The organism is Streptomyces sp. NPDC127190, from assembly GCF_042672505.1.
Classification (GTDB): Bacteria; Actinomycetota; Actinomycetes; order Streptomycetales; family Streptomycetaceae; genus Streptomyces.
On the sequence record NZ_JBHXVE010000002.1, the window covers coordinates 197,057 to 222,634 of the forward strand.

Annotated in this window: 18 protein-coding genes; 8 read left to right on the forward strand and 10 right to left on the reverse strand. The window is 71.9% G+C overall.

The genetic code is table 11. The features are described from left to right. Positions 1-121: 121 nt before the first annotated feature. Complete coding sequence (locus ACFVIU_RS04210; RefSeq protein WP_385840501.1) at positions 122-1,558, reverse strand: endo-1,4-beta-xylanase; 1,437 nt, start codon at positions 1,556-1,558, stop codon at positions 122-124. A gap of 512 nt (positions 1,559-2,070) precedes the next feature. Between ACFVIU_RS04210 and ACFVIU_RS04215 the strand changes: the two genes are divergently transcribed. Beyond that, positions 2,071-3,498: a non-reducing end alpha-L-arabinofuranosidase family hydrolase gene (locus ACFVIU_RS04215; protein WP_385840502.1), complete on the forward strand. Its 1,428-nt coding sequence runs from the start codon at positions 2,071-2,073 to the stop codon at positions 3,496-3,498. Between the two features lie 69 nt (positions 3,499-3,567). On the opposite strand, the gene ACFVIU_RS04220 is transcribed toward ACFVIU_RS04215, so the two are convergent. Next, the gene (locus ACFVIU_RS04220) at positions 3,568-4,194 is read right to left on the reverse strand and encodes a carbonic anhydrase (protein ID WP_385840503.1); all 627 of its coding nucleotides are present in this window, start codon (positions 4,192-4,194) and stop codon (positions 3,568-3,570) included. 264 nt (positions 4,195-4,458) lie between these two features. Between ACFVIU_RS04220 and ACFVIU_RS04225 the strand changes: the two genes are divergently transcribed. From ACFVIU_RS04225 to ACFVIU_RS04245, 5 genes are all read left to right on the forward strand, one after another. After that, on the forward strand, positions 4,459-6,369 hold the full coding sequence (locus ACFVIU_RS04225) for a DNA/RNA helicase domain-containing protein (protein ID WP_385840504.1): 1,911 nt from the start codon (positions 4,459-4,461) through the stop codon (positions 6,367-6,369). Positions 6,370-6,559: 190 nt separating this feature from the next. Continuing rightward, the gene (locus ACFVIU_RS04230) at positions 6,560-8,050 is read left to right on the forward strand and encodes a Y4yA family PLP-dependent enzyme (protein ID WP_385840505.1); all 1,491 of its coding nucleotides are present in this window, start codon (positions 6,560-6,562) and stop codon (positions 8,048-8,050) included. After that, positions 8,047-9,366: a pyridoxal-phosphate dependent enzyme gene (locus tag ACFVIU_RS04235; protein WP_385840506.1), complete on the forward strand. Its 1,320-nt coding sequence runs from the start codon at positions 8,047-8,049 to the stop codon at positions 9,364-9,366. Before ACFVIU_RS04230 ends, ACFVIU_RS04235 begins: the two co-directional genes overlap by 4 nt. Before the next feature lie 5 nt (positions 9,367-9,371). Further along, positions 9,372-10,577, forward strand: a complete 1,206-nt coding sequence (locus ACFVIU_RS04240) for an aminotransferase class V-fold PLP-dependent enzyme (RefSeq protein WP_385840507.1) — start codon at positions 9,372-9,374, stop codon at positions 10,575-10,577. A 104-nt stretch (positions 10,578-10,681) separates the two neighbouring features. Further along, the gene (locus ACFVIU_RS04245) at positions 10,682-11,446 is read left to right on the forward strand and encodes a class I SAM-dependent methyltransferase (RefSeq protein ID WP_385840508.1); all 765 of its coding nucleotides are present in this window, start codon (positions 10,682-10,684) and stop codon (positions 11,444-11,446) included. Positions 11,447-11,462: 16 nt separating this feature from the next. Here the strand turns inward: ACFVIU_RS04245 and ACFVIU_RS04250 are convergent, their stop codons facing one another. The 7 genes from ACFVIU_RS04250 to ACFVIU_RS04280 form a co-directional block, all read right to left on the reverse strand. Beyond that, a complete protein-coding gene (locus ACFVIU_RS04250) occupies positions 11,463-12,293 on the reverse strand; it encodes an SDR family NAD(P)-dependent oxidoreductase (protein ID WP_385840509.1) in 831 nt (276 codons plus the stop codon). A gap of 157 nt (positions 12,294-12,450) precedes the next feature. Then, a complete protein-coding gene (gene meaB / locus ACFVIU_RS04255) occupies positions 12,451-13,446 on the reverse strand; it encodes a methylmalonyl Co-A mutase-associated GTPase MeaB (protein ID WP_385840510.1) in 996 nt (331 codons plus the stop codon). A gap of 7 nt (positions 13,447-13,453) precedes the next feature. Continuing rightward, a complete protein-coding gene (gene scpA, locus ACFVIU_RS04260) occupies positions 13,454-15,616 on the reverse strand; it encodes a methylmalonyl-CoA mutase (RefSeq protein WP_385840511.1) in 2,163 nt (720 codons plus the stop codon). After that, a complete protein-coding gene (locus ACFVIU_RS04265; RefSeq protein WP_385840512.1) occupies positions 15,616-17,424 on the reverse strand; it encodes a methylmalonyl-CoA mutase family protein in 1,809 nt (602 codons plus the stop codon). Before ACFVIU_RS04265 ends, scpA begins: the two co-directional genes overlap by 1 nt. A 23-nt stretch (positions 17,425-17,447) precedes the next feature. After that, a complete protein-coding gene (locus ACFVIU_RS04270; protein WP_385840513.1) occupies positions 17,448-20,267 on the reverse strand; it encodes a hypothetical protein in 2,820 nt (939 codons plus the stop codon). 16 nt (positions 20,268-20,283) lie between these two features. Beyond that, positions 20,284-21,801: a hypothetical protein gene (locus ACFVIU_RS04275; RefSeq protein WP_385840514.1), complete on the reverse strand. Its 1,518-nt coding sequence runs from the start codon at positions 21,799-21,801 to the stop codon at positions 20,284-20,286. 75 nt (positions 21,802-21,876) lie between these two features. After that, positions 21,877-22,374 (reverse strand): MarR family winged helix-turn-helix transcriptional regulator, encoded by a 498-nt coding sequence (locus ACFVIU_RS04280; protein WP_385840515.1) that lies wholly within the window; start codon positions 22,372-22,374, stop codon positions 21,877-21,879. A 178-nt stretch (positions 22,375-22,552) separates the two neighbouring features. On the opposite strand from ACFVIU_RS04280, the gene ACFVIU_RS04285 reads away from it, so the two are divergent. After that, positions 22,553-23,068, forward strand: a complete 516-nt coding sequence (locus tag ACFVIU_RS04285) for a YceI family protein (protein ID WP_385840516.1) — start codon at positions 22,553-22,555, stop codon at positions 23,066-23,068. Positions 23,069-23,090: 22 nt separating this feature from the next. On the opposite strand, the gene ACFVIU_RS04290 is transcribed toward ACFVIU_RS04285, so the two are convergent. Continuing rightward, positions 23,091-24,830: a hypothetical protein gene (locus ACFVIU_RS04290; protein WP_385840831.1), complete on the reverse strand. Its 1,740-nt coding sequence runs from the start codon at positions 24,828-24,830 to the stop codon at positions 23,091-23,093. 246 nt (positions 24,831-25,076) lie between these two features. Between ACFVIU_RS04290 and ACFVIU_RS04295 the strand changes: the two genes are divergently transcribed. Next, positions 25,077-25,457, forward strand: coding sequence for a cell division protein SepF (locus ACFVIU_RS04295; RefSeq protein WP_385840517.1), 381 nt, complete (start codon positions 25,077-25,079; stop codon positions 25,455-25,457). The last annotated feature ends 121 nt before the right edge of the window (positions 25,458-25,578 follow it).

The window sequence follows — 25,578 nt, forward strand, 5'->3', positions numbered from 1 at the left end:
CTGAGGGGCATCGGCCGGGCGGCCCCCCGGAGCGGGGCCCGGTGTGTGGCCTCGCCCCCCCCCGGGGGGGGTGGGCGGCGGGGGGGCGCCGCCCCGGGCGCCCCCCCCCGGGACCGTCACGTCAGGTACGGGTCCAGTGCTGGTTGGTGCCGTTCGAGCAGGAGTAGAGCTGGATCAGGGTGCCGTTGGCGGTGCCGGCCGAGACGGCGTCGAGGCAGAGGCCGGACTGGACGCCGACGATGGATCCGTCGGAGTTGAGGCGCCATTTCTGGTTGTCGCCGCCCCAGCAGCTGTAGATCTGGACCTTGGCACCATTGCCTGTGCCGCCGGCGTCAAGGCACTTGTTGCCGTAGACCCTGAGCTCACCGGCGTCGGTGTACGTCCACTGCTGGTTGGTGCCGCTGTGGCAGTCCCACAGCTGGACCTGTGTGCCGTCGGTGGTGCTGGATCCGGGCACGTCCAGGCAACGGCCCGAGCCGACGCCCTTGATCTCTCCGCCGGTCGCAGGAGGGGGCGTCGTGGAGCTGCCGCCGTTGAGTGCGTTGAGGACGGCGGTGTAGGCAGGCTTCTTGCTGCCGTCGCCGTTGAACAGCAGCGGAGTGTCCCCCGATCGCCAGGAGTCGGTGTCGCGCACACCCCAGACGGTGATACCGAGGCAGCGCGGGACGGCCAGGCAGTCGTTGGTCACGTTGGCGTAGGTCGTGGGCGAGGCGCCCTGGATGTCGAGTTCGGTGATGGCCACGTCGACGCCGAGAGCGGCGAAATTCTGGAGGGTGGTGCGGAAGTTGCTGTCGTACGGGCTGCCGCTGTTGAAGTGCGACTGGAACCCGACGCAGTCGATCGGCACGCCGCGCTGCTTGAAGTCCCGGACCATGGCGTACACGGCCTGGGTCTTGGCCCAGTTCCAGTTCTCGATGTTGTAGTCGTTGTAGCAGAGCTTGGCCGCCGGGTCGGCGGCGCGCGCGGTGCGGAAGGCGACCTCGATCCAGTCGTTGCCCGTGCGTTGCAGGTTGGAGTCCCGCCGAGCTCCCGAATTGCCGTCGGCGAAGGCCTCGTTCACGACGTCCCACTGGGCGATCTTGCCCTTGTAGTGGCCCACGACGCCGTTGATGTGGTCGATCATCGCCTGGCGCAGTGAGCTGCCGCTGAGGCTCTGCATCCAGGCGGGCTGCTGGGCGTACCAGGCAAGCGTGTGGCCACGCACCCGCTTGCCGTTCTGCACCGCCCAGTTGTAGACGCGGTCGCCGGCGCTGAAGTCGAAGTGGCCGCGCTGGGGTTCGGTGGCGTCGATCTTCATCTCGTTCTCGGCCGTCACCATGTTGAACTCACGGCTTGCGATCGACGTGTACGCCGAGTCGCCCAGCCGGCCGGCGGCGATGGCGGTACCGAAGTAGCGGCCGCTCTGTGCCGCCGCGGCGCCGAGCGTGGTCTCGGCGGCGTGTGCGGGCGGCGGTGCGGCCAGTGCGGTGACCACACCGAGGACGCCGACGACCAGCGCCAGCAGCAGGTTGCGGCTCTTGTGGCGGGTATCGGATCTGGGAAGGGCATACGAGCCCATGGCTGTGCCTCCGAGGTAGAAATCGCTGATCGATTTGATGCGCAGGGAATTGCGTCGTCCGGCCAGTGATGATTGAGGCGTGACCGTGGATCGTCAATCCTCTCCGCAGCAGAAATTTCCGATTGACATTCGAAACTTTCGATAATCCGGTAAGCGGACGACGATCTCCGATGTCGACGTCGACGGCGTGCGGAAATTGCGGCGTATCGCAGACGTTTGAGGCAGGGCTGGCCGAGTGGCTGCACCGTCCGCGCATCGTCCCGTTCCGGGGTCAAGTCGCTTACGGGCCAGCAATTTGACGGTGCAGCCGGCGCTGGTCGACCTTCGTCGGTTCGAATGTTTCGGTGATGATGACGATCCGTGCGAGAGGTATTGACGCCGTTCCCTGGTTCCCTATCATTCGGGTTGCTCGACCCTTCGATCCTTGTTCGGGATAACGAACACCCGGCCAGCGCTGCATGTCAGGGATGCGCGTGTCATGGCCCCGCCAACTGAAGGTTGAGGACGTATCCATGCACCCAGGAAGTTTCAGCCGCAGGCATCCGTCAGGGGTGCTCGCCGCCGTGGTGGCGGCCCTGGCCGCGTTGGCGGCGATGCTCGTCGCCGCCCCGGCGCAGGCGGCTTCCAGCGGCGCCTTGCGCGGTGTCGGTTCCGGCCGGTGTCTCGATGTGCCGGGCGCCAGCCAGACCGACGGCACGTCTCTACAGATCTACGACTGCTGGGGCGGGACCAACCAGCAGTGGACGTTGACCGACAGCAACCAGCTCACCGTGTACGGCAACAAGTGCCTGGACGTTCCGGGCCACGCCACCACGGCCGGGACCAAGGTGGAGATCTGGTCCTGCAACGGCGGCACCAACCAGCAGTGGCGGGTGAACTCCGACGGCACGGTCGTCGCCGTGGAGTCCGGACTGTGCCTGGACGTCTCGGGCGGCGCCACCGCCAACGGCACGGCGGTGCAGCTCTGGAACTGCGCCGGCACGGACAACCAGAAGTGGACCGGCCTGTCCGGGACGACCCCGCCGGGTGGCGGCACGTGTTCGCTGCCGTCGACCTACCGGTGGTCCTCGACCGGTGCGCTGGCACAGCCGGCGAACGGCTGGGTGTCGCTGAAGGACTTCACCAACGTGACGTACAACGGCAAGCACCTGGTCTACGCGTCGAACGTGTCGGGGTCGTCGTACGGCTCGATGATGTTCCAGCCCTTCACGAACTGGTCCGACATGGCGTCGGCCGGCCAGACCGGGATGAACCAGGCCACGGTCGCGCCCACCCTGTTCTACTTCGCGCCCAAGAAGATCTGGGTACTGGCGTCCCAATGGGGTCAGTGGCCCTTCTTCTACCGCACCTCCACCGACCCCACCAACCCCAACGGCTGGTCCGCGCCGCAGGCGCTGTTCACCGGCAGCCTCCCCGGCGGCGCCGCCCCGATCGACCAGACCCTGATCGCCGACGACCAGAACATCTACCTGTTCTTCGCCGGTGACAACGGCAGCATCTACCGGGCGAGCATGCCGATCGGGAACTTCCCGGGCAACTTCGGGTCGTCGTACACGACGGTCATGAGCGACACGGTGAAGAACCTGTTCGAGGCGCCGCAGGTCTACAAGGTCAAGGGCCAGAACCAGTACCTGATGATCGTCGAGGCGCGGGGCGCGACCGAGCAGCGCTACTTCCGCTCCTTCACCGCCACCAGCCTGAACGGCTCGTGGACCCCGCAGGCCGCCACCGAGAGCAACCCCTTCGCCGGCAAGGCCAACAGCGGTGCCTCCTGGACCAACGACATCAGCCACGGTGACCTGGTCCGCGACAACCCCGACCAGACCATGACCGTCGACCCCTGCAACCTCCAGCTCCTCTACCAGGGCAAGTCGCCGTCCGCGAGCGGTCCCTACGACCAGCTGCCGTGGCGACCGGGTCTTCTCACCCTCCAGCGCTGAACCGGCCTGGGTAGCTCACCGACGGCCGGCCTCACCCAGGTGAGGCCGGTTCCGTCTGGTCGGCACACGTCATCTGGGATCCAGGCCGCGGGCGGTGACCAGCCGGGCGTTGCCGTCGGCCAGGCGGTAGGAGAGGCCCACGACCGCGGTGCGGCCGGCGGCGACCTGGTCGGCCAGTTCCCGGGAGCGCTCCACGAGGAGGTCCACCGTGTGCCGGACGTGCGTGTCGATGAACTCGTCGTCCGTGCTCACCCCGGCGGCCTGAGCGGCCAGCACACTTGGCGTCACCCGTTCCGTCACGTCCCGCAGGAAGCCGGGGGCGGTCGTACCCTCCGCCACCGCCTCACGGGTCGCCGCCACCGCACCGCAGGCGTCGTGGCCGAGGACCACGACCAGCGGACAGCCCAGCACATGCACGCCGTACTCGATGCTGCCGAGGACCTCCGGCCCCGCGACATGTCCGGCGGTGCGCACGACGAACAGGTCTCCCAGCCCGCGGTCGAAGATGATCTCGGCTGCCAGCCGGGAGTCGGAGCATCCGAACAGCACGGCGAAAGGGCGCTGGGAGGAGGCCAGGCCGGCGCGGCGGGCGGCGTCCTGGTTGGGATGCTCGGGCGTCCCGGCGGCGAAGCGGTGATTGCCGGCCAGCAGCAGGTCGAAGGCCTCGCGCGGGGTGTGGGGGGCGACATCGCTCATGGCCGCAGGTTACGACGCGACCCCCGCCCCGGCCGCATACGGCTCGGCAAGCGTCCGGCTCATGGCCGCCCACACCGGCGGCCCATCCCCAGCGCTGACGCACGCGGTGCCGGCTCTTCGGCCGCCGGTACGGCTGTCGGTGCCGCCGGGTAATCTCGGAGGCATCGTCAACGCGGCCCGACGGGCTTCCGCTCCACCGCGGTGGAGTCTCGAAGGACACGCCCCCACCCGCACGAGTCTCTTCGTGCTGCCTGGGGGAAGTCCTTGCTGTTCCGCGCGTCCGCGAAAACGGTCGCCGTCATGGCACTCGACGGTTCACTGTTCCTGTACCTGAATGACCAGTTCGTCCATATGCACGGCTACCGCCCCGGCGCCTCGGAGGTCCGCTCCTGGGAGCGGAGCATCCCCGTCCTGGCGGCGGCGCTCAACGACGCCGGCCTGGGGGACGTGGAGGTCATGCTGGAGTACGCGCTGCCGCTGAACAGCAAGCGCGCGGATGCCGTACTCGCGGGCGTGCACCCGGACACCGGGGAACCGTCGTACGTCGTGGTGGAGCTGAAACAGTGGAGCCAGGCACTGCCCCACGAGGACGACTCCACCTTGTGTCACGTCGACGCCTACGCGCACCCGGTGCTCAACCCCGTCGAGCAGGTGCACCGCTACTGCGACTACCTGGTCAACTTCAACGGTGCGGTGGCCGAGCACCGGGACCGGGTCGGCGGAGTGGCGTTCCTGCACAACGCCACCGAGTTCGGGGTGGCGGGGCTGCGGGAGATCGAGCGCGACGACAAGGGGCTGCTCTTCACCGGCGAGAGTCGCGGCGCCTTCCTGGACCATCTCCGCGCGAGGCTGAGCGACCGGCACCCCGGGGCCCGGGCGGCGGACGAACTGCTCGCGGGCGTCACCGTTCCGTCGAAGCAACTGATGTCCGTGGCCGCAGAGGAGGTGCGGGAGCGCCAGCAGTTCGTCCTTCTCGACGAACAGCAGGTCGCCTACCGCATGGTCCTCAACGCGGTGGAGAAGGCGAAGCACGCCGATCGCAAGGAAGTCGTCATCGTCACGGGCGGGCCGGGTACCGGAAAGAGCGTGATCGCTCTCCAACTGCTCGGCGAGCTGTACCGGCGCGGGGTCCCGGCGCTGCACGCGACCGGCTCCCAGTCGTTCACCAAGACGATGAGGAAGGTCGCCGGATCCCGGAAGCGGGAAGTCCAGGATCTGTTCAAGTACTTCAACAGCTTCATGACCGCAGAGAAGAACAGCCTGGGCGCCCTGATCTGCGACGAGGCGCACCGCATCCGGGAGACCTCGGCCAACCGCTACACGCGCGCGGCGCTCCGGACCGGCAGGGCGCAGATCGACGAACTCATCGATGTCGCGTACGTGCCCGTCTTCTTCCTCGACGAGCACCAGGTCGTACGCCCGGGCGAGATGGGTACGGTGGCGGAGATCAAGGCGGCAGCGGCCAGGCGGGGCATCCCGTGCCAGGTGGTGCCCCTGGACAGCCAGTTCCGCTGCGGGGGGAGTGACGCCTACCTGCGCTGGGTGGTCCGGCTCCTCGGCCTCGAGCCGGGCGGGCCGGTGGTCTGGGAGCCCGACGACCGTATGCAGCTGCTGGTCGCCGACAGCCCCCAGGAGATGGAGGCGTTCCTCGAAGCCCGCCGCGCCCAGGGCTACGGCGCCCGTATGTCCGCCGGCTACTGCTGGCGCTGGTCGCCCGAGCCCAAGCCCGGCCAGCCGCTGCCTCCCGACGTCGTCATCGGCGACTGGGCCCGCCCGTGGAACCTGCGCGGCGACCGCTCGGTCTCCGGCGCACCCCCGGCCGCGCTGTGGGCCACCGACCCGGCGGGCTTCGGGCAGGTCGGCTGTGTCTACACCGCCCAGGGCTTCGAGTACGACTGGTCCGGCGTGATCATCGGCGGCGACCTGGTCTGGCGCGGCGATCGCTGGGTCACGAACCGTACGGCCTCCAAGGACCCGGTCTTCAAGAAGTCCACCCCCGACACGGACGTCGACCGGCTGATCCGGAACACGTACAAGGTGCTGCTCACCCGGGGCATGGTCGGAACGGTCGTGTACTCCACGGACCCCGAGACCCGGGCGAAGCTGCGCGAGCTGGTGCGGAGCCGTACCGAACGGCAGCCTTCCGTGGCGCGTGGGTCCGTTCTCCGCCACTGACCACGGGATCCCGCCGTGACGCGCTGCCACGGCGCATCCCTCCTACGGTCGCGCCCCGCGCTGCGCCCCGAACATCCCCAAGTGGGGGGTAAAGCGGCCGACGGGTGGGAAGGGTGCTCTACGGCGCGCTGCGGGGAGTGGGAGGAGTGCCCGGAATTGCCGGGCCCGATGTGCTGGGGGAGGGCCGGGTATGGGCGGGCAGCCCTTGTATCTCGCACCGCGGCTGGAGGAGGGGCTGCGTTCGCTCCTCGACTCCCGCGAGTTGCTGCACACCCTCACCGACGCCCTCGGTTCACCTCTGAATCTGGTGGTGCCCGAGCAACTTGAGGTCAACTTAAAAGAGTTCAGGGCGGTGTACGGACGCCATCGGCTGTCCGGGCAGGTGTTTTTCGCGCACAAGGCCAACCGGTCCAGCGCCCTGCTGCGGCGGCTGGCCGCCACCGACGCCGGGGTGGACGTGGCCTCGGTGGGGGAGTTGCAGCACGCGCTCGGCGCCGGCTTCACCCCTGACCGGATCATGGCCACCGGCCCGAAGAACCCCGAGTTCCTGTGGCTGGCCGCGCGCACCTCGGTCACCGTCGGTGTCGACGGTCCGGCCGAGCTGGAGCAACTCGCCGCGCTGGTCCGCAGGTTCGGACTGCCGCGTACCCGGGTGCTGCTCCGGCTGTCGGGGTTCGAGGCCTCCGGGGTGCGGGTGCTGAGCCGGCGCAGCCGCTTCGGCACGCCCGTGAAGGAGTGGGAGGGACTGCTGGCGGCGGTGGAACGGCACACCGACGCCGTGGAGTTGACGGGCCTCGCCTATCACCTGGACACGACCGGCGTCGCCGAGAAGGCGACGGCGCTGGAGGGCTGTCTGCGGATCCTGGAGGAGTGCCGCGGCCGCGGACTGCGCCCGTCGGCCGTGGACGTCGGAGGCGGCTTCGGCGCCGGCTATCTCGACGACGGCGAGCAGTGGGAGCGGTACACGACCGAGCTGACGGCCGCCGCCCTCGGCACCCGGCCGCCGCTGACCTGGGGCGGGCACGGCTACGGGTTGCGCAACGAAGGTGGCACACTGCGCGGCTCGCTCGGCCTCTACCCCGCCCACCGCCCGGTCGCCGGCCCGCGCTACCTCGACGAACTCCTTGCGCATCCCGCCGCCTCCTTCGGCGGCCGGCCGCTCGCCGGGCTGCTGCTGGAGCACCTGTACGACCTGTATGTGGAGCCCGGCCGCGCCCTGCTGGACCAGTGCGGGCTGACCCTGGCCAGGGTGCTGGAGGTGCGGACCCAGGACGACGGCGGCGAACTCCTCGTACGGCTCGCGGCGGCCGCAACGGACGTGGGGCTGGAGGAACACGGTGTGCTCATGGACCCCGTCCTCGTCCCCCGGGACCCGGCGCGGGCGGGCGCGGACGGCCCGGTGGCCGTCCATCTCTTCGGCGCCCTGTGCCTGGAGACCGACCTGATCACGCGCCGGACGGTCTTTCTGCCGCGCCGCCCCGCACCGGGCGATCTGCTGGCCTTCGCCAACACCGCCGGCTACTGCATGGACTTCCACGCCACGCACGCCCAGCGGCAGCCGGTCGCGCGCAAGGCCGCCGTCTGGCGGGAGGGCGGGGCATGGCGCTGGTGCCTGGACGACGAGTACTGGCCGACCGCGTCCATGGGCGGGGCGGGGCACGACCTGGGGGGAGCGCAGTGAGGTACGACAGCATCACCGAGGCCATCGGCAACACGCCGCTGGTGCGGATCGACCCGGCCGTGCACGGTCTGCGCCACATCGATCTGTACGCCAAGCTGGAGCTGCTCAACCCGTTCGGCTCGGTCAAGGACCGCGCCGCCTGGAACATGGCCGGCCCGCTCCTGGCCGACGCGGCCGCGCAGGGCAGCCAGCTGGTCGAGCTGTCCAGCGGCAACACCGCCAAGGCCCTGGCCGTACTCGCCGGCATGTACGGGCTGACCTTCAAGAGCGTCACCAACCGGATGCGCATCCCGGAAATCAAGGAGCTGCTCCTGCTGCTCGGCGCGGAGATCGAGGAGCTGCCGGGCCAGAGCGAGTGCCTGGACCCGACGGCCACCGACGACCCGCTGACCCTCTTCCACCGGGCCCTGTCCGAGCCCGGCAGCGCCTCTCTGCACACGGACCAGTACTTCAACCCGCGCAACACCGAGGCCCATCTCACCGGCACCGGACCGGAGATCGTCAAGGACCTGGACGGCCGCGCCCCGGACTGGTTCATCGCCTGCGTCGGTACGGCGGGCTCCTCCACCGGTGTCGCCCGGGCGCTGCGCGAACAGGACCCGGCCGTACGGGTCCTCGGGCTGGTCGCCGCCAAGTCCGACTTCATCCCCGGCATCCGCACCATCGAAGAGGCACACCAGGTGGGCCTCTTCGACCCCGGCACCTATGACGCGATCGAGTCGGTGAACTCCGACGACGCGATCGAGGGAATGCTGACCCTGAACCGCCGCTGCGGCATCCTCGCCGGGCCCACCGGGGGCGCCGCCTACTTCGGCGCCGTCCGCAGGCTGAAGGCCGTCGACGGCGAGGCGACGGACCGGCAGACCGCCGTCTTCATCGTCTGCGACCGCGTCGAGAGCTATCTGAGCTACGTACGGCAGCGCCGCCCCGACCTGTTCGGGCGCCCGCGCCGCGCCGACTCCCCGGCCGACCTCACCGACGCCGAGGTGCGGGCGGCACCCGCCGTCGGGGTCGCCGAGGCCCGGCAGTGGATCGCCACCGGCGACCCGCTCGTGGTCGACCTGCGCAGCCCCTACGCCTTCGCCGCCCTGCACATCGACGGCTCGGTCAACATCGTGGACGAACTCTTCGAGGAACTCCTGCGCGGCGGGCTGCCGTTCAGCCGTACCCGGCCGGTGCTGCTGGCCTGTCCGGTCGGTGAGAAGTCGGCCCGGTACGCCGCACTGCTGACCAGGCTGGGCCACCCCGATGTGCGCAGCCTGGCCGGCGGCATCATCGCCTGGCGGGACGCCGGCGCCCCGCTGGTGCGGGAGTGACCGCGATGACCGCCTTGAGCAGCGGTGCGGTCCCCGAGGAACTGCGGGAGTGGCAGCGCGCGCTGCGGGCCCAGTTCCCGATCATCACCGGGCACCCGGACCTGGTGTACCTCGACAGCGCGGCCACCTCCCAGAAGCCCCGGGCGGTGCTCGACGCCGTCCAGACCTACCTCACCACGGCCAACGCCAACGCCGGCCGGGGAACCTACCCCTGGGCCAACCACACCACCTCCCTGGTCGAACAGACCCGGGACACGGTCCGGCAGTTCCTGGGCGACCCGGAACCGGAGCGGTCGGCGGTGCACTTCACCAGCGGCACCACCGAGGGGCTGCGCACCATCGCCCGCGACTGGCTGCCCGGACTCCTCACCGACGGCGACGAGATCGTCGTACCCCTCGCCGACCACCGGGCCAACATCGAGCCCTGGCTGGAGACCCAGCGGCAGCTGGCCCGCGAGGGCACACACATCAGCGTGCTGCCGATGCCGTACCAGCAGGCGTCCGGAGACTACGACCACCGGGCCCTCGCCCGGCTCGCCGGCCCGCGCACCCGGTTCGTCGCCGCCACCCATGTCCACCATGTCTACGGCGGAGACATGAACGTCCACCGCATCCGGGAGGCGGTCGGCCCGGACGCGGTCATCTGCCTGGACGCCTCCCAGAGCGTCGGTCACCTGCCGGTGTCCCTGGCGCGACTGGATGTCGACTTCGTCGCCTTCTCCGGGCACAAGGCCCTGGCGCTGCCCGGCTCGGGGGCGGTCTGGGCCAGGCAGGCCCGTGGTCCCGCGTTCGTGCCGGGCGGCTGGTCCGGCAGCCCCAACACCGTCGGGATCCTCTCGCTGGCCGCCGCGCTGGACTGGCTGCGCGGCGCGGGTACCGAACGCATCGAACGGTGGACGGTCGCCCTGGCCGCCCGGCTCACCGACGGGCTGCGCCACCTGCCCGGCTACGAGATCCTCGGCTGCCGGACCAGCCTCGCCGTCGGATCGACCGTGCAGCAGCGCCGGGGCATCGTCACCTTCCGGCACCGCGAGATCGGCTCCGGCGACCTGGGGTTCATCCTGTTCAGCCACGGCTTCATGGTCCGCAGCGACCACCACTGCCAGGGCGGCGAGGGGGAGAAGACCGAGTCGGTCCGGGTGAGCCTGCATGTGTACAACACCGTCGAGGAGATCGACCGGCTGCTGACGGTGCTTGCCACTCTCGGGTGACATAGGTCCCCCCGAAGCACCACTAAAATGTAATGGAAACCGTTTCCAGCTGTAGGGTGCGAGGCACGGACCCGCGGCGCGAGACGGCGAGGTGGCACGACGGGATGGGACTGAGTCTGGCGACGGCCGAGACCTGGGTGGAACGCTGGGAACTCCAGCAGCAGCGGTACGCCGTCGACCGCGAGGACCGCTTCACGGTGATCGCCGACGTGGTCGAGCACAGCACCGCCGGCCGCCCGGACCGGCCCCTGGTGGCCGACCTCGGCTGCGGTCCCGGCTCGCTGGCCGCGCGGCTGGCCCGCAGACTGCCCGACGCGGACATCGTGGCCGTGGACCGGGACCCCCTGCTGCTGGAGCTGGCCCGCACCCACCACGCCGACGCGGCCCGCTATGTCGACACCGTGATCGGCGCGCCCGGCTGGATCGACGCGCTGGCCCTGGACCGCCCCCTGGACGCGGTCGTCTCCTCCACCGCCCTGCACTATCTGAGCCCCGGCACGCTGGCCCGCGTCTACCGGGAACTCGCCGCGCTGCTGCGCCCGGGCGGTGTCCTCGTCAACGGCGACCACCTGCCGCCGGACGACGCCGTGCTCGCCGAGGTGGCGGAGTGCGTGGGCCGCCGCCGGGCCGAGCGGCGGCGGGCCTTCGACCAGGAGGACTGGACCGCCTGGTGGACCGCCGCCGCGGCGGAGCCCGAACTGGCCGACCTCCTCGCCGAACGCCGCGAGCGGCAGCCGGCCACCAGTGCCGGCGGCACCGTCCGGCTGTCCCTCGCCGACCACCTCCGCCTGCTGCGGCAGGCGGGATTCGCCCGGGCCGGCACGGTCTGGCAGTACGGCGACAGCTGCGTCGTCGTCGCGCTCCGCTGACCCCGCGCGCGGTCCGTCAGAGGGCGGAGGTGTCCTCGCCGTCGCGCGGGGTGATGCCGAAGTCGAACGCCAGGGTGCCCGGGTCCACGGCTGTCGCGCCGCCGTCGACGGTGAGGACCGCTCCGTTGACGTACGAGGCCGCCGGGGACAGCAGCCAGCAGATCGCCTCCGCCACCTCGCGCGGCTCGCCCGGGCGCCCCGCCGGCAGCACCCGGGTCGCCTCCGCGTAGGCGGCCGCCAGGTCACCGCCCGGCAGGTCCGCCTCCACGGCGAAGCGCGCCATCCGGCGGTCGGCCATCTCGGTCCGCACCCAGCCCGGGCACACGACGTTGGCCCGCACCCCCCGCCGCCCGTAGTCGACGGCCACGGAACGGCAGAGCTGGAGCAGGGCCGCCTTGGACGTGGCGTACGGCGCGTTGCCCGTGCCGTTGCGCAGCGCGGACACCGAGGCGACGGCGGCCACCGCACCCCGGGACTCCAGCAGGTACGGGATCGCGGCGCGCAGCAGCAGCAGCGGACCGGTGACATTGGTGCGCATCACCTCGTCCCAGTCGGCGAGCGTCAGGTCCCCCACCGCGCCACCCCGGCCGATGCCCGCGTTCAGCACCACCCCGTCGAGCCGCCCGTGCGCGTCCAGCGCCGCCCGGACGAGCCCCTCGGCCGCCTCGGCCTCCCCGACGTCCGACGGATACGCCAACGCCCCGGTCTCCGCGGCAAGCCGGCGCAGCGGCTCGGCCCGCCGGCCGGACACGACCACATGGTGCCCCTGCTCGCACAGCAGCCGGGCCGTGGCCTCCCCGATACCCGTGCCTCCGCCGGTCACGACGACAACCCGCTTGTCCGCCACAGTACTCAGGCCCCCTCACAGAGATCACCAGGACAACCGACTCTAGGACCGGCCGTCGGGGGCGCGGCGAGTTCCGGCCAGGGTTCGGCCGCGCGCCACCACCGCGTGGTCGCGACCCGCCGGGCCGCCGCTCAGCGGTGGCCCGGCGGGCGGCGGCTCAGGATGCCGTCGTACGGCCCTCGAACGCCGCCAGGATGTGCTCCGCGGCCCGGGTCGGTGTCAGCCGGCCCTCCCGGACCTGTTGTTCCAGGTCCGGTACGGCCGCGCGGACCGCCGGGTCGGTGTGCAGCCGGCCGAGGAGTTCGTCGTGCACCATCGCCCAGGCCCAGCCGACCTGCTGGTCCCGCCGCTTGGCGGCCAGCCGGCCGGTGGAGTCCAGCAGGATGCGGTGCTGTTCGAGGCGCTCCCAGACCGTGTCCAGGCCGGTGGACTCCCGGGCGCTGCAGTGCAGCACCGGCGGGGTCCAGAAGGCGTCCCGGCCGTGCATCAGCCGCAGCGCGCCTGCCAGTTCCCGGGCGGCCGCCCGCGCGTCCCGCTCGTGCGGGCCGTCCGCCTTGTTGACGGCGATCACGTCGGCCAGTTCCAGGACGCCCTTCTTGATGCCCTGGAGCTGGTCGCCGGTGCGGGCCAGGGTGAGCAGCAGGAAGGAGTCCACCATCTCGGCGACCGTGGTCTCCGACTGGCCGACGCCGACGGTCTCCACGAGGATCACGTCGTAGCCCGCCGCCTCCATCACCACCATCGACTCCCGGGTGGCCTTCGCGACCCCGCCCAGCGTGCCCGCGCTGGGGGAGGGCCGGACGAAGGCGTCCGGGTCGACCGCCAGCCGCTCCATCCGGGTCTTGTCGCCCAGGATCGAGCCGCCGGTGCGGGTGGAGGACGGGTCCACCGCGAGGACGGCGACCCGGTGGCCCAGCGAGGTCAGCATGGTGCCGAACGCGTCGATGAACGTCGACTTGCCGACGCCCGGCACCCCGCTCACCCCGATCCGCCGCGCCCGGCCGGTGTGTGGGAGCAGCTCGGTGAGCAACTCCTGTGCCAGCGCCCGGTGTTGCGGCCGGGTGGACTCGACGAGCGTGATGGCGCGGGCCACCAGGGCCCGCTTCCCGTCGAGCACACCCTTCACATAGGTGTCGAGATCGATCGCTGCCATGCCGGGGTTACAGCTCGTGGCCGAGGTCGGCCGCCAGCCGCTGCACCAGGTCGTGGGCCGCGTCCGGGATCACCGTGCCGGGCAGGAACACCTCCGCCGCGCCCATCTCCCGCAGCGTCGGCACGTCCTGCGGCGGGATGACACCGCCGACCACGATCATGATGTCCTCCCGGCCCTCCTCCTTCAGCCGCTCGCGCAGCGCCGGGACGAGGGTGAGGTGACCGGCGGCCAGCGAGGACACCCCGACCACGTGCACGTCGGCCTCCACCGCCTGCCGGGCGACCTCCTCCGGCGTCTGGAACAGCGGGCCGACGTCGACGTCGAAGCCGAGGTCGGCGAAGGCGGTCGCGATCACCTTCTGGCCGCGGTCATGGCCGTCCTGGCCCATCTTGGCGACCAGGATGCGCGGCCGGCGGCCCTCCGCCTCCTCGAACCTCTCCACCAGGGCCCGGGTGCGGTCCACGGACGGGGACTGGCCTGCTTCGTTGCGGTACACGCCGGAGATCGTACGGATCTGGCTCGCGTGCCGCCCGTACACCTTCTCCAGGGCGTCCGAGATCTCGCCGACGGTCGCCTTCGCGCGGGCCGCGCGCACCGCCAGCTCCAGCAGGTTCTCGGTGCCGTCGGCGGCCCGGGTCAGCGCGTCCAGCGCGTCCCGGCAGGCCTGCTCGTCCCGCTCCGCGCGCAGCCGCCGCAGCTTCTCGATCTGCTGGGCGCGCACGGAGGAGTTGTCGACCTTGAGCACCTCGATCTGCTCGTCGCTGTCGACCCGGTACTTGTTCACACCGATCACCGGCTGGCGGCCGGAGTCGATGCGGGCCTGGGTGCGGGCCGCCGCCTCCTCCACGCGCAGCTTCGGGATGCCGGCGTCGATGGCCTGCGCCATGCCGCCCGCCTGCTCGACCTCCTGGATGTGCGCCCACGCCTTGCGTGCGAGGTCGTACGTCAGCCGCTCCACATAGGCGCTGCCGCCCCACGGGTCGATGACCCGGGTGGTGCCCGACTCCTGCTGGATGAGCAGCTGGGTGTTGCGGGCGATGCGCGCGGAGAAGTCCGTCGGCAGGGCGAGGGCCTCGTCCAGCGCGTTGGTGTGCAGCGACTGGGTGTGGCCCTGGGTCGCCGCCATCGCCTCCACGGCCGTACGCGTGACGTTGTTGAACACGTCCTGCGCGGTCAGCGACCAGCCCGAGGTCTGCGAATGGGTGCGCAGCGACAGCGACTTGGTGTTCTTCGGCTCGAACTGGGAGACCAGCTTGGCCCACAGCAGGCGCGCCGCCCGCAGCTTGGCGATCTCCATGAAGAAGTTCATGCCGATCGCCCAGAAGAAGGACAGGCGCGGCGCGAACGCGTCGACGTCCAGGCCCGCTTCCCGGCCCGCCCGGATGTACTCCACCCCGTCCGCGAGCGTGTACGCCAGCTCCAGGTCGGCCGTCGCACCCGCCTCCTGGATGTGGTAGCCGGAGATGGAGATGGAGTTGTACCGGGGCATCCGCTGCGAGGTGTACGCGAAGATGTCGGAGATGATCCGCATCGACGGCTTCGGCGGATAGATGTAGGTGTTGCGGACCATGAACTCCTTGAGGATGTCGTTCTGGATGGTCCCGGCCAGCTTCTCGGGCGGTACGCCCTGCTCCTCCGCCGCCACGATGTACAGCGCCAGCACCGGCAGCACGGCGCCGTTCATCGTCATCGACACGGTCATCTTGTCGAGCGGGATGCCGTCGAACAGCTGCCGCATGTCGTAGATGGAGTCGATGGCCACGCCCGCCATGCCGACGTCACCGGTCACCCGCGGGTGGTCGCTGTCGTAACCGCGGTGCGTGGGCAGGTCGAACGCGACCGACAGGCCCTTCTGGCCGGCCGCCAGGTTGCGCCGGTAGAACGCGTTGGACTCCTCGGCGGTGGAGAAGCCCGCGTACTGGCGGATGGTCCAGGGCTGGTTGACGTACATCGTCGGGTACGGGCCGCGCAGATACGGCGCGATGCCCGGGTAGGTGCCCAGGAAGTCCAGGCCCTCCAGGTCACGGCCGGTGTACAGCGGCTTGACCCCGATGCCCTCCGGGGTCTCCCACAGCTGCTCTGCGCCGCCGGCCGCCGCACGCCACTGCTCGGCACTGCCGTCGGCGACCGGGGTCCCCAGCTCGATGCCGGAGAAGTCGGGGATTCCCATCAGGACACTCCCATGCGGTCGAGGGTCGCGGACAGCACGTCGACGGCGTCGCAGCCCGCGAAGACGTACGAGTCGATGCCGGCGTGATCGCCCGGCCGGCCGGCCAGGAACACATGCCGGGCCCCGGCCGCCCGCAGCGACTCGGCGGCCTGCACGGCCTGTTCGGCGTAGACGGCGTCGCTGGAGCACAGCACGGCCTCGGTGGCGCCGCTGTCCTCGAAGCGGCCCTCGGTGACCGGTTCGATGCCGCCCGCCTGGAAGAGGTTGGCGGCGAAGGTGGCGCGCGCGGTGTACTCGGCGGCCGATCCCAGGGTGGCGAGGAAGACGCGCGGGCGTGCTCCGGTGGCCGCGAGATGGGCGTCGGAACGGGCGCGCAGTTCCTCGTACGCCTCGTCGCGGCGCACCCGCGGCAGTCCGCCGGACGGCGGCTCGGGCGCGGGCTCGCGCTCCACCGGCTTCTCGGCCAGCAGCGGGAACTCGCTGACGCCGGTGATGGGTTCGCGTCGCTTGGCGAGCCGCTTGGAGCGCTCCGCCCAGGTCGTCGCGAGGTCGGTGCGCAGCCGGCCGGAGCGCAGTACGGCCGCCTGGCCGCCGTCGCGCTCGATCGACCGGAAGAACCGCCAGGCGGCCTCGGCGAGGTCGTCGGTCAGCCGCTCCACGTACCAGGAGCCGCCCGCCGGGTCGATGACCCGGGCCAGGTGGGACTCCTCGATGAGGATCGTGGAGGTGTTGCGGGCGATCCGACGGGCGAACGCGTCCGGCAGGCCGAGCGCGTGGTCGAACGGCAGCACGGTGACCGCGTCGGCGCCGCCGACCCCGGCGGCCAGCGTCGCGACCGTCGTACGGAGCATGTTCACCCACGGGTCGCGGCGGGTCATCATCACCGGCGAGGTCACCGCGTGCTGGACCTGCGCGCCGGCCTCCGGCGCCCCGCACACCTCGGCGACGCGGGCCCACAGCCGGCGCGCCGCGCGCAGCTTGGCGACGGTCAGGAACTGGTCGGCGGTGGCCGCGTACCGGAACTCCAGCTGCCCGGCGGCCTGTTCGACGCTCAGCCCCGCCTCGGTCAGCTCGCGCAGATAGGCCACACCGGTGGCGAGCGAGGCGCCCAGCTCCTGCGCGGCCGAGCCGCCCGCCTCGTGGTACGGCAGCGCGTCCACCGTCAGCGCGCGCACGCCCGGATAGGTCTCGGCGCAGCGCGCGGCCAGGGCGGCGTACGGCGCGAAGTCCAGCGCGGTGCCGGTACGGGCCTCGTAGCCGAGCGGGTCGCCGCCCAGGTTGCCGCGCGCGTCCTTGGCGCCGACGCCCCGCTTCTCGTACAGCGCCAGCAGCGCCGCCGCGGCGGCCCCGGTGTCCCGGCCCGCGTCCAGCACGACCGGTGCCAGGTCGAGATAGACCCCTTCCAGCGCCCGCTCCAGGGCGTCGAGCGGGATGCCGCCCTCGCCGAGCACCAGCCACAGCGAGGTGCCGCCGTTCTCCAGGTCGGCCAGGACGGCGCCGTCCGCGAGTGCGTTGTGCCGCTGCCGTACGTCCCAGCCGCCGGCGGTGCTGCCCTCGGGGCGGCCGCCCCGCACGAAGGGGGCGAAGCCCGGCAGACCGGGGTCGGGCGCGGCATCGCGCGCGGTGTAGAGGGGCCGGGTGCGCAGCCCGTCCTCCAGCGTCGTGGACAGGGCGTCCTCAGCGGCCGTACCCGAGACTTCCTTGCCCGACTTGCGCAGCACACCCTCGACCAGGCGTTGCCACTGCTCGTGCGTCGCGTCAGGGAACTCGGCGGCCAGGGAGAGCCCGTCGTCAGGCAGGACCGTCATGGGTCGGATGCTAGGGCAAGTGCTCAGCTCGCAGGGGGCTCCGGGTTGTGACGTTGCTCCCTCTGCCTCTGTGACCCGCCCCTCTCCTCCGTGTCGGGCCCGCCGGGAGCGGCGCCGCCGACCGGGTGCAGCGCACACGGCGACCGTCTGGGCCGGGGCAGCGTGGAGACCGTCCGCCCCGAGTGGTGCGGCACCCCCCAGGCCGCCCTGATCGCCGTGATCAGGGAACGCGCGCTGTACGGCGAGATCTCCAGCTCGTGTCTGGCCTGCGCCAGCAGATCCGGGTCGCCGTCGGCGTGGCGTGCCGCCCGGGCCCTGCGGCGCGCGAAGTCGGGGGTGCCGAACACGTCCAGCAGCGTCAGCGAGAAGAGCACGTAGGCCGACGCCTCGTCGACCAGCCGGCGGACCTCCTCCGGAACGTCCTGGGCGGCGCTGCCCAGCCGCTCCTGAAGGTCGTAGAACGCCACGTGCCGCAGCGCCTGGTGGAGTTCGGTGGACGGACAGGGACACAGCTGCCGGAAATGGTCCATCAGGGAACGGAAGGTCAGCAGCACCTCGCTGGTCTCACGGGTCCACTGCTGCTTGCCGAGCAGCGTGCGGAACCCGGCCAGCGTCTCCGCCAGCTCCTCCAGGATCATCTGCCGCGAGATGTCGGTCAGCTCGAAGAACCGGGTCTTCTCCTCGATCTCCATGATCCGCAGGCCGTAGCGGATGAGGTCGCGGGGGATCCCGCCCGACAGCGCGTGCGCCAGCAGGCTGTACGGCTCCGACAGCCCTGCCGCGCGGCGTTCGAGGATGTTCTTCGACTCGGCGAGCGTGCAGGGCGGCACATGGACGATGTCGTCCAGGGAACTGTCCGTCACCCCGCGGTGCGGCAGCCCACGGCGGACGAAGGAGGCGCCGACGTCCTCGGCCACCGAGATCAGGTAGTGCACATGGGGGACGCCCAGGATCGCCTTGATCTCGCCGAGGAACGCCAGGGCCTGGGTGTCCGAGCCGAGCCGGTCGATCTCGTCCACGGCGATGACCACCCGGCCCTTGCGGGCGTACCGCTCCCGCGCGATGTCGGTGAGCAGCTCCCGGAAGTCGGACACCAGCGCGGGCAGCGCGGGCGGCACCGTGGACAGCGAGGAGGTGTGGGAGGACACCAGCGCGGGCGGACCGCTGGTCAGGGCGAGCGAGGAGGACTGCACCGTCTGGAGCCGGTACAGCTCGTTGCGGCACCGGGTGACGAGCGGCGGTTCCGGCCGGCGCAGGGTCAGTCTGCCGGCCCTGAGCAGCAGCAGACCGAGCAGCAGACAGCCCAGCCGCAGCGGGTTGCCGGGGTCGGCCACCAGGGCGTGCCCCGCCGGGGTCCAGTAGAACGGGACCAGATCGAGGAAGAAGAGGGCGAGGAGGAACGGGCGGGCTTCGACGGTGACCGGGCCGACGGTCCACAAGGGGTCGAGGACGTATCCGAGGGCGAGGAGCATGGCGATACCGATGAGGACGGTCACGGTCCACGAGGGGAGCGCCCCTGTCTCTCCGACGTGCCGCCGGATGTCGTCGTCGAAGAAGAGGGAGACGGGCGCCGCGCAGACCAGGCACCGGCCGCCCAGGTCGGCGCCGCCGGCGCGCAGTCCCGTCAGCAGCCCGCCCCACCCCCGCCAGCGGCGCGAGCGCCAGATCAGCACGCCGGCGCCGACGACCGCCAGGGCCGCCAGGACCTGGTGCCCCTGCCAGACCTCCCGCACGGCATGGCAGAGCTGGGCCCACAGAGCCTGTGCGTGATGCCGGACGGTGTCCGTGTAGCGCACCCGTAGGGACCGGACGGCGGCCGCCAGGCCGAGGGCCACCAGCGCGGCCGCCGGCAGCGCGAAGCCGAGATACCGCGTCAGGCGCCGCAGCGGCGGGGCGAGTCGGCGGGCGACCCGGCCGACGGTCGACAGCCGGGCGAACTCGGGCACGTCGTAGTCGCCGTCCCGCAGGTACTGCTCGCAGACCTCGATGTACAGCGAGACCAGGAACTCGTACGGGGAGTAGGTCGCCGGTGCCTGGACCACGACCGCGAAGTCGGCCTCCTCCGCGCAGTTCTCCAGCAGCGTCGACTTGCCCGCGCCGCGCGGCCCGCTCACGGCGATGGTGCCGCCCTCGCGCTGGGCCACCTTCCGGGTGAGCCGCCGGGCGGCCTCGTTCTCGATGACGTACTGCCGGTTGCGCGGGGAGCGCAGCCCCTCGTAGCCGTCGGGCAGCAGCAGGGAGTCGCTGTCCTCGCCGAGGAGCGCCTCGACCACCCGGGCCATCAACGGACCGACGCCCTTGGCCTGCAACTCGCGCCGCCATGTCTGGCCCCGGGAGTCGGCCAGCCTCTCGTACACCGGGACGACGGCGCTCAGCAGGGCTTCTCCGGCGTTGTGCCGCACCCGCATGCGCCGCCGCGGATCGCGCCGCACGGCGTATCCGGCCGCGGCCAGCACCGCCGCGGCGCCCGCGACCATGGTCCAGGGGGCCAGGACGAGCGCCAGCAGGAGGCAGGCCGTCAGGCCGAGGAGGACGAAGGTCTCGGGGGCCGGCGGATCGTGCAGATAGTCCCGCCGGTCCCGGGCGTCCTCGTAGCGCCGCAGGGCGGCGCGGAACCGCTGCTGGTGCTCCAGACAGGGCCGGACGGCCCGGCGCACGTTCGCCTCCGTCAGCATGTTGGCGCGCACGTTCTCCGCGGTGGCCTGCGGCCTCTTGCCCAGGCGCCGCGCTATGGCGGGTTCGCGCAGACAGAGGTCGACCACGGCCTCGTAGGCCGCGGCCTCCCGGCCGTAGGCGAAGGGGAAGGCGCTGTCCCACGGCAGGGTCGGGTGGCGTCCCGGCATGGTTGGGGATGACCTTTCAGAGGGTGGGGTCCGGTGTGGCCGAGGCGCGTGCGGCTTCGAGCCGTCTGCGCGGGATGCGGGTGCCCGGCTTGTGCCCGAGCGTGAAGTACGCCGTCAGCCCCGGCTCGTCGTCACGGTCCGTGCCGTAGGTGACCGCGTGGGCCGAGCCGTCGTCCAGCAGCCGGCCCACGCAGGTGGCGAGGGTGCGGGGGCCCGATCCGCGGTAGCCCCAGGAGAGTCCGGGCGCGTCCATGCTCGGCGCGGGATACAGGACGCCGTCCGTGGTGCGGACCCAGATCGGGTCGTCCAGCACGACCTCCTTCAGGACGGATCCCGCGGGCAGCCGTTTGGGTGCGCTGCCGAGGTAGCTGATCTCCCGTCTGTCCCGGGAGCCGAAGCGCCCCTTGAAGGCCACCACCGGACTGCCCGTGACGGGGTCCACGAACGCGCCCACCGGGGTGGCGCCGTCGCGTGTCCAGAGGCGGTGGATCGCGGTGGGGCTGACCCGGCGCAGCCGGTTGATCCACTCGGCGGCCTCGCGGGTGACGCGCGAGCGGACGATGCTGAAGACCCCGCCGAAGGGGAAGTGCTCGCCGCTCCACATGCTGATCTGCTCCAGGCACTCCACCGCCTCGTCGTCGGTGCGGGCGCACAGCTCCGCGAGGCCCCGCGCGACCACGTCGGCCGGGACCGTCTCGGACCGCCCGGGGTCCTCCGTCGCGGGGACGGCCGGAAGGACCATCGCGGCGCGCTCGGCGGCCGTCCTGGGGTGTCTCGCCCGCTTCTCGAGGATGCCCGTCACCTCGTGCTCGGCCGACTCGGCGGACCGGGTCCTGATCTCGTGGCCGATGGTGAAGCAGGCTCCGCGCACGGCCGAGCCCTCCGGCTCCGCCCGCGCCAGCTCGTAGAGCGGCTCCCAGGAGGGCGAGGTGACCACGTCGACGGGTGCGGGCCGGTCGCCCGGCCGCCAGCCGAGGAGATGCTCCGGCCTGCGCAACTCGACCGGCCACCACGGCACTTGCGTCCCGATGTGGGCCGCGATCTCCGACCACCGGGGTTCGTACGGCAGCTCGGGGCGGTCGCGGTCGACCGCCTCCAGGGCGGGGCCGTACAGGTCGTACTGCGTCTGTACGACCACGACGGTCACGGCGTCGGCGTGGAACTCGAGGAGGTCGCGCGGGGTGCGGACATGGCCGCGCGGATAGACCACCGCCACCACCCCCGCGCCGGTCCGCCACAGCCCCGCGAAGTGCTCCCGGTCGTGTCCCACCTCGTCGGACGCCGCGTACCGGCCGCCGAGGTAGTCGGGCTTGGTGTCCGGAGCGGGACGCAGCAGGGCGGGAACGGCCCCGGACAGCTCCGGGTGCCGGCGGGCCAGCCAGCGGGCGAAGCCCTGTGCCGGCCACTTGGTGACCCCGTCCGTGTACTCCGGGTCGATCGGCTCGATCATCCCCGGTGCTGTGCTGATCCGCTCCCAGGCCCCGCTCGACAGCTCGAAGGTGCCCTGGAGTTCGGCCGCCGTCATGTTCTCCACCGCGTCCCCCTCCCGCTCCGGCCTCCATCATGCCGACCCCCACTGACAATCGCGGGCCGCGGGGGAGGAGGGGCCCTACGCCTCCTCGAAGCCCGGCACCAAGGCGCACATGGCCGCGCGCTGTTCGGGGCCCATCGAGTCGGCGAGGGCCTCCCGGACGGAGCGGGCGAGCAGGACGGAGGTCTCGCGCAGCAGCTCGCGCGCCTTGTCGGTGAGGGCGATCACCACGCCCCGCTTGTCGCCGCGGACCGAGCCGCGGCTGACCAGCCCGGCGTGCTGGAGGCAGGCGACCTGGTAGGTGAGCCGGGTCTTGGGGCGGCCGAGGAGGTCGGCGGCCTGGGTCATGCGCAGCCCCTCGCGGGGGTGTTCGGCCAGCAGGCACAGGATCAGGAACTCGTCGTGGGAGACGTCCAGGGCCTCCCGTACGGCCGAGCGCAGCCGCTGCTCCACCGCGCCCGTCGCGGCCAGGACGACCATCCAGGCCCGCAGCTCGTCCGGGAGCAGTCCCTGGCCGGTTCCGGCGGCGGGGCAGGCGGGCTGCTGGTCGGGGGCGTCGGTGTCGGAGGCGGGCATACGCCGAGTCTACCGCCTTGTCCAATTTTGGATGAGTGAATGTTTATTATTGGACAAGTTGGTTGTCCAAATATGGATGACTGGGTTGTCCAAATCTGGATGACTGGGTTGTTCAAATTTGGATGAGCGGCTAGCGTGGGGCCGTCCCCAAGTGGCCAACCGATCGAGGAGGACGACCGTGACGGTCGCCGTGGAAACAGGCACCTGGCAACTCGACCCGACCGCGTCCACCGTGGGCCTGCGGCACAAGACCTACTGGGGTCTGGCCACCGTGCAGGGCACCTTCGCCACGGTCGCCGGCAGCGGCGTGGTGCAGCCCGACGGCTCCGCCACCGGCACCCTGACCCTGGACGTGGCCTCGCTGGACACCAAGAGCGCCAAGCGGGACGAGCACCTGCGCTCGGCCGACTTCTTCGACGCCGGCCGCCACCCGGAGATCACCCTCGCCGTCGACAGCGCCGAACGCCAGGACGGCGACCGGGTCCGCTTCTCCGGCCGGCTCACCGTGCGGGGCGTCGCCAAGCCCGTGTCGTTCACCGCGCGCCTGTCCGACGCGAGCGCCGGCGCGCTCACCCTGGAGACCGAGTTCACCGTGGACCGCGAGCGGTTCGGCGTCGGCAAGAACCCGCTGGGCATGATGTCCGGGCCGACCACCGTCACGGCCGCCCTGCGCTTCACCCGCACCGCCGACTGACGCCGGGGCGTGCGGCCCCAGGTCAGCCCGCGTCGCCCAGCTCGGCCCGGCGCACATCCCGGCTGGACAGCGTCTGCGGGGTCGCCGTGAACGCGCGCAGACGCAGGTGCGCGCTCCGCTTCGCGGGGACCGGGAAACTCCCGGACGGTGCCCGCAGCTCGACGGTCGCCGTGGTGTGCGCGGGGATCGTGGCCGGTCCGTGCGCCAGGGACCAGAACCGGTTCATGCCCTGGCCGACGGTGAGCATGTAGTACGGCGTGAGCGCGTCGTCGCCCGTGTTGGTGACCCGCACGGTCAGCGCCGACAGCGTGCGCGCGGAGGCGTGCCGGACCCCGGTGATGTCCATCTGCAGCGGCGGCCTGCCCGTGGCCCCGAGGGTCGCGCTCACCAGCGCGGGCGCGACCAGCAGGACGACCGCCGCGGCCAGGGCCGGCCGGCGCCGCGGCCCGGCCGCCCAGCGGGGGCGCGGCTGCCACGCGCGCGTGAACTCCGACAGCGGCACGGTGACCGCCGCCGCCAGCCACAGCGGCGTCATCAGCAGGTAGTAGCCGTCCTGGGAGCGGGTCGCCAGAAAGAACGCGCACCAGGGCAGCACGGTCGCGGCCGGGCCGAGCCGCCGGACGAACAGCACGAACAGCGCCAGCAGGGCCGCGGCGAGCAGCATGCTCGCGTGGCCGTACCAGTCGAGCCGGTCGCTGCCGTGCGTGAAGTACAGCGAGATGCCCACCAGGCCCTGACCGTGCACCAGCGCACCCTGCGTCAGCGGCAGCGCGATGCCCCGGATCCACGGACCCGGCTCACTGACCACGAAGTACGCGTTGATCACCAGCCAGGCGAGGACCGCGATCCCCACGAACCGCAGCACCACCCGCGCGGCGGCCCGCCCGCCCAGCTCGCCCCGGCGCACCGCGTAGATCCCGGCCAGCAGGAACGGCGTGACGAACCAGGGCAGTTGCTGGGCCGCGCAGGCGGCCCCCAGGCATACGGCCCGTACGACGCCGTACGCGCCGAGCCGGCCGCGCGCGCCGAGCCGGGGCCAGCACACCACCACCGGCATCAGCAGCACCATGCCGACGATCGCCGGATAGCCCTGGCGGGCGTACATCGGCAGGAAGCCGAACCCCAGGCAGAGCATCGTCGCCGCCGAGCGCCACGGCACCGGCAGCAGCCGCCACAGCAGGACCGCGCCCGCGATCAGTACGACCGTCACCGCGAGGGTCGCCGGCGCGCCGCCGTGGCCCAGCCACAGGAAGGGCGCGGTGAGCAGCGGGGCCAGCGGGGGATAGCCGTAGGTGAAGTCGTAACCGCCGGTCGTCGTCGGGGTCAGGGCGACGCCCTTGCCGTGGAAGAGCCAGGGCCACGGCTGGTCGTACACCTGGTGTCCGGCGGCCAGTTCCCTGGCGGCCTGGGTGGTGAGGACGGCCTCGTCGCCGCCCGCGTGGTTGAGCGCCCAGGTGCACAGGGTGAGCACGATCGCGGTCGCCAGCACCACGAGGTCCAGGCGGGCCAGGGAGCGCGTCCGGCGGACCGTCAGCGTGAGCACGCCGGTCACCAGGATGGCGGCGTAGCACAGGGAGATGACGCCCGCGAGGACCACCCGGTGCGAGGCGGCCTGGGTCCACACCGTGCGGGTGCCGATGAAGAGGCTGACGTCGGCGAGCAGGGTCAGTACGCGGTGCCACTGCGCGGGGGCGTCGGGGCTCTGGGTGCGGACCCCCGGGGCGGCGGACACCGCCGACTGTGTCCCCCGGCCGGGTGTCATTTGTGGTGTTTCTGCCAAGTGCACGCGCGGACGCTATCGGCGGCGTCTGAACGACGCGTGTCCACAGGTGAAGAGAACGGTATGAGGGCGGCACGGAGCGGGCGAATTCGGATAAGTGGCGCAGGTCGGTGCGGTGCAGCCGCGTCGGAGCGGTCGCGCACCGTGTCGTTGTTGGGCCGAACGGGTGACTTGGCGTAAGAATTGGCTGGTGCAGGCATTGAGTGCGAGTCAGGTCGGGGGGAGCCGGTGAACCGTTACGACGTCACCGATGAACAGTGGGAAGGGCTCGCCCAGGTCGTGCCGCTGCGGGGCCGGGACGCCTGGCCGTCCGCGGTGAACCACCGCTCGCTGCCCGACGCCGAGACGGAGACGCGGCGCCGCTTCGTGGTGCTGCGGGTCAACGTCTTCGCGGACGCCCGGGAGGTCGCCGAGACCGTGATGGCCGGCGCGCCGGTGCTGCTCGACCTGTCCGGCGCGGAGAGCGAGGTCGCCAAGCGTGTCCTCGACTTCAGCACCGGCGTCGTCTTCGGCCTGGGCAGCGGGATGCACCGCGTCGACCGCAATGTCTTCCTCCTCACCCCGCCCGGCACGGAAGTCAGCGGCCTGATGGAAGCCTCCGGCGGCTGACCGGCCCCCGGCACGTCCGGCACCGGTTCGCCCCGGGGGCATCAGCCCGGCTGCCGTCCGGGCCCGCCCCGGCGTACCGGCACGGACGGTGCTTCACACCCCCTCGGAGCGGAGCGCCAGG

What these genes read in the sequence shown, in the direction of transcription:
- ACFVIU_RS04210 (WP_385840501.1), bottom strand. Translation starts at nt 1,558, where the DNA reads ATGGGCTCGTATGCCCTTCCCAGATCCGATACCCGCCACAAGAGCCGC.
- ACFVIU_RS04215 (WP_385840502.1), top strand. Translation starts at nt 2,071, where the DNA reads ATGCACCCAGGAAGTTTCAGCCGCAGGCATCCGTCAGGGGTGCTCGCC.
- ACFVIU_RS04220 (WP_385840503.1), bottom strand. Translation starts at nt 4,194, where the DNA reads ATGAGCGATGTCGCCCCCCACACCCCGCGCGAGGCCTTCGACCTGCTG.
- ACFVIU_RS04230 (WP_385840505.1), top strand. Translation starts at nt 6,560, where the DNA reads ATGGGCGGGCAGCCCTTGTATCTCGCACCGCGGCTGGAGGAGGGGCTG.
- ACFVIU_RS04240 (WP_385840507.1), top strand. Translation starts at nt 9,372, where the DNA reads ATGACCGCCTTGAGCAGCGGTGCGGTCCCCGAGGAACTGCGGGAGTGG.
- ACFVIU_RS04245 (WP_385840508.1), top strand. Translation starts at nt 10,682, where the DNA reads ATGGGACTGAGTCTGGCGACGGCCGAGACCTGGGTGGAACGCTGGGAA.
- meaB (WP_385840510.1), bottom strand. Translation starts at nt 13,446, where the DNA reads ATGGCAGCGATCGATCTCGACACCTATGTGAAGGGTGTGCTCGACGGG.
- scpA (WP_385840511.1), bottom strand. Translation starts at nt 15,616, where the DNA reads ATGGGAATCCCCGACTTCTCCGGCATCGAGCTGGGGACCCCGGTCGCC.
- ACFVIU_RS04265 (WP_385840512.1), bottom strand. Translation starts at nt 17,424, where the DNA reads ATGACGGTCCTGCCTGACGACGGGCTCTCCCTGGCCGCCGAGTTCCCT.
- ACFVIU_RS04270 (WP_385840513.1), bottom strand. Translation starts at nt 20,267, where the DNA reads ATGCCGGGACGCCACCCGACCCTGCCGTGGGACAGCGCCTTCCCCTTC.
- ACFVIU_RS04280 (WP_385840515.1), bottom strand. Translation starts at nt 22,374, where the DNA reads ATGCCCGCCTCCGACACCGACGCCCCCGACCAGCAGCCCGCCTGCCCC.
- ACFVIU_RS04290 (WP_385840831.1), bottom strand. Translation starts at nt 24,830, where the DNA reads ATGACACCCGGCCGGGGGACACAGTCGGCGGTGTCCGCCGCCCCGGGG.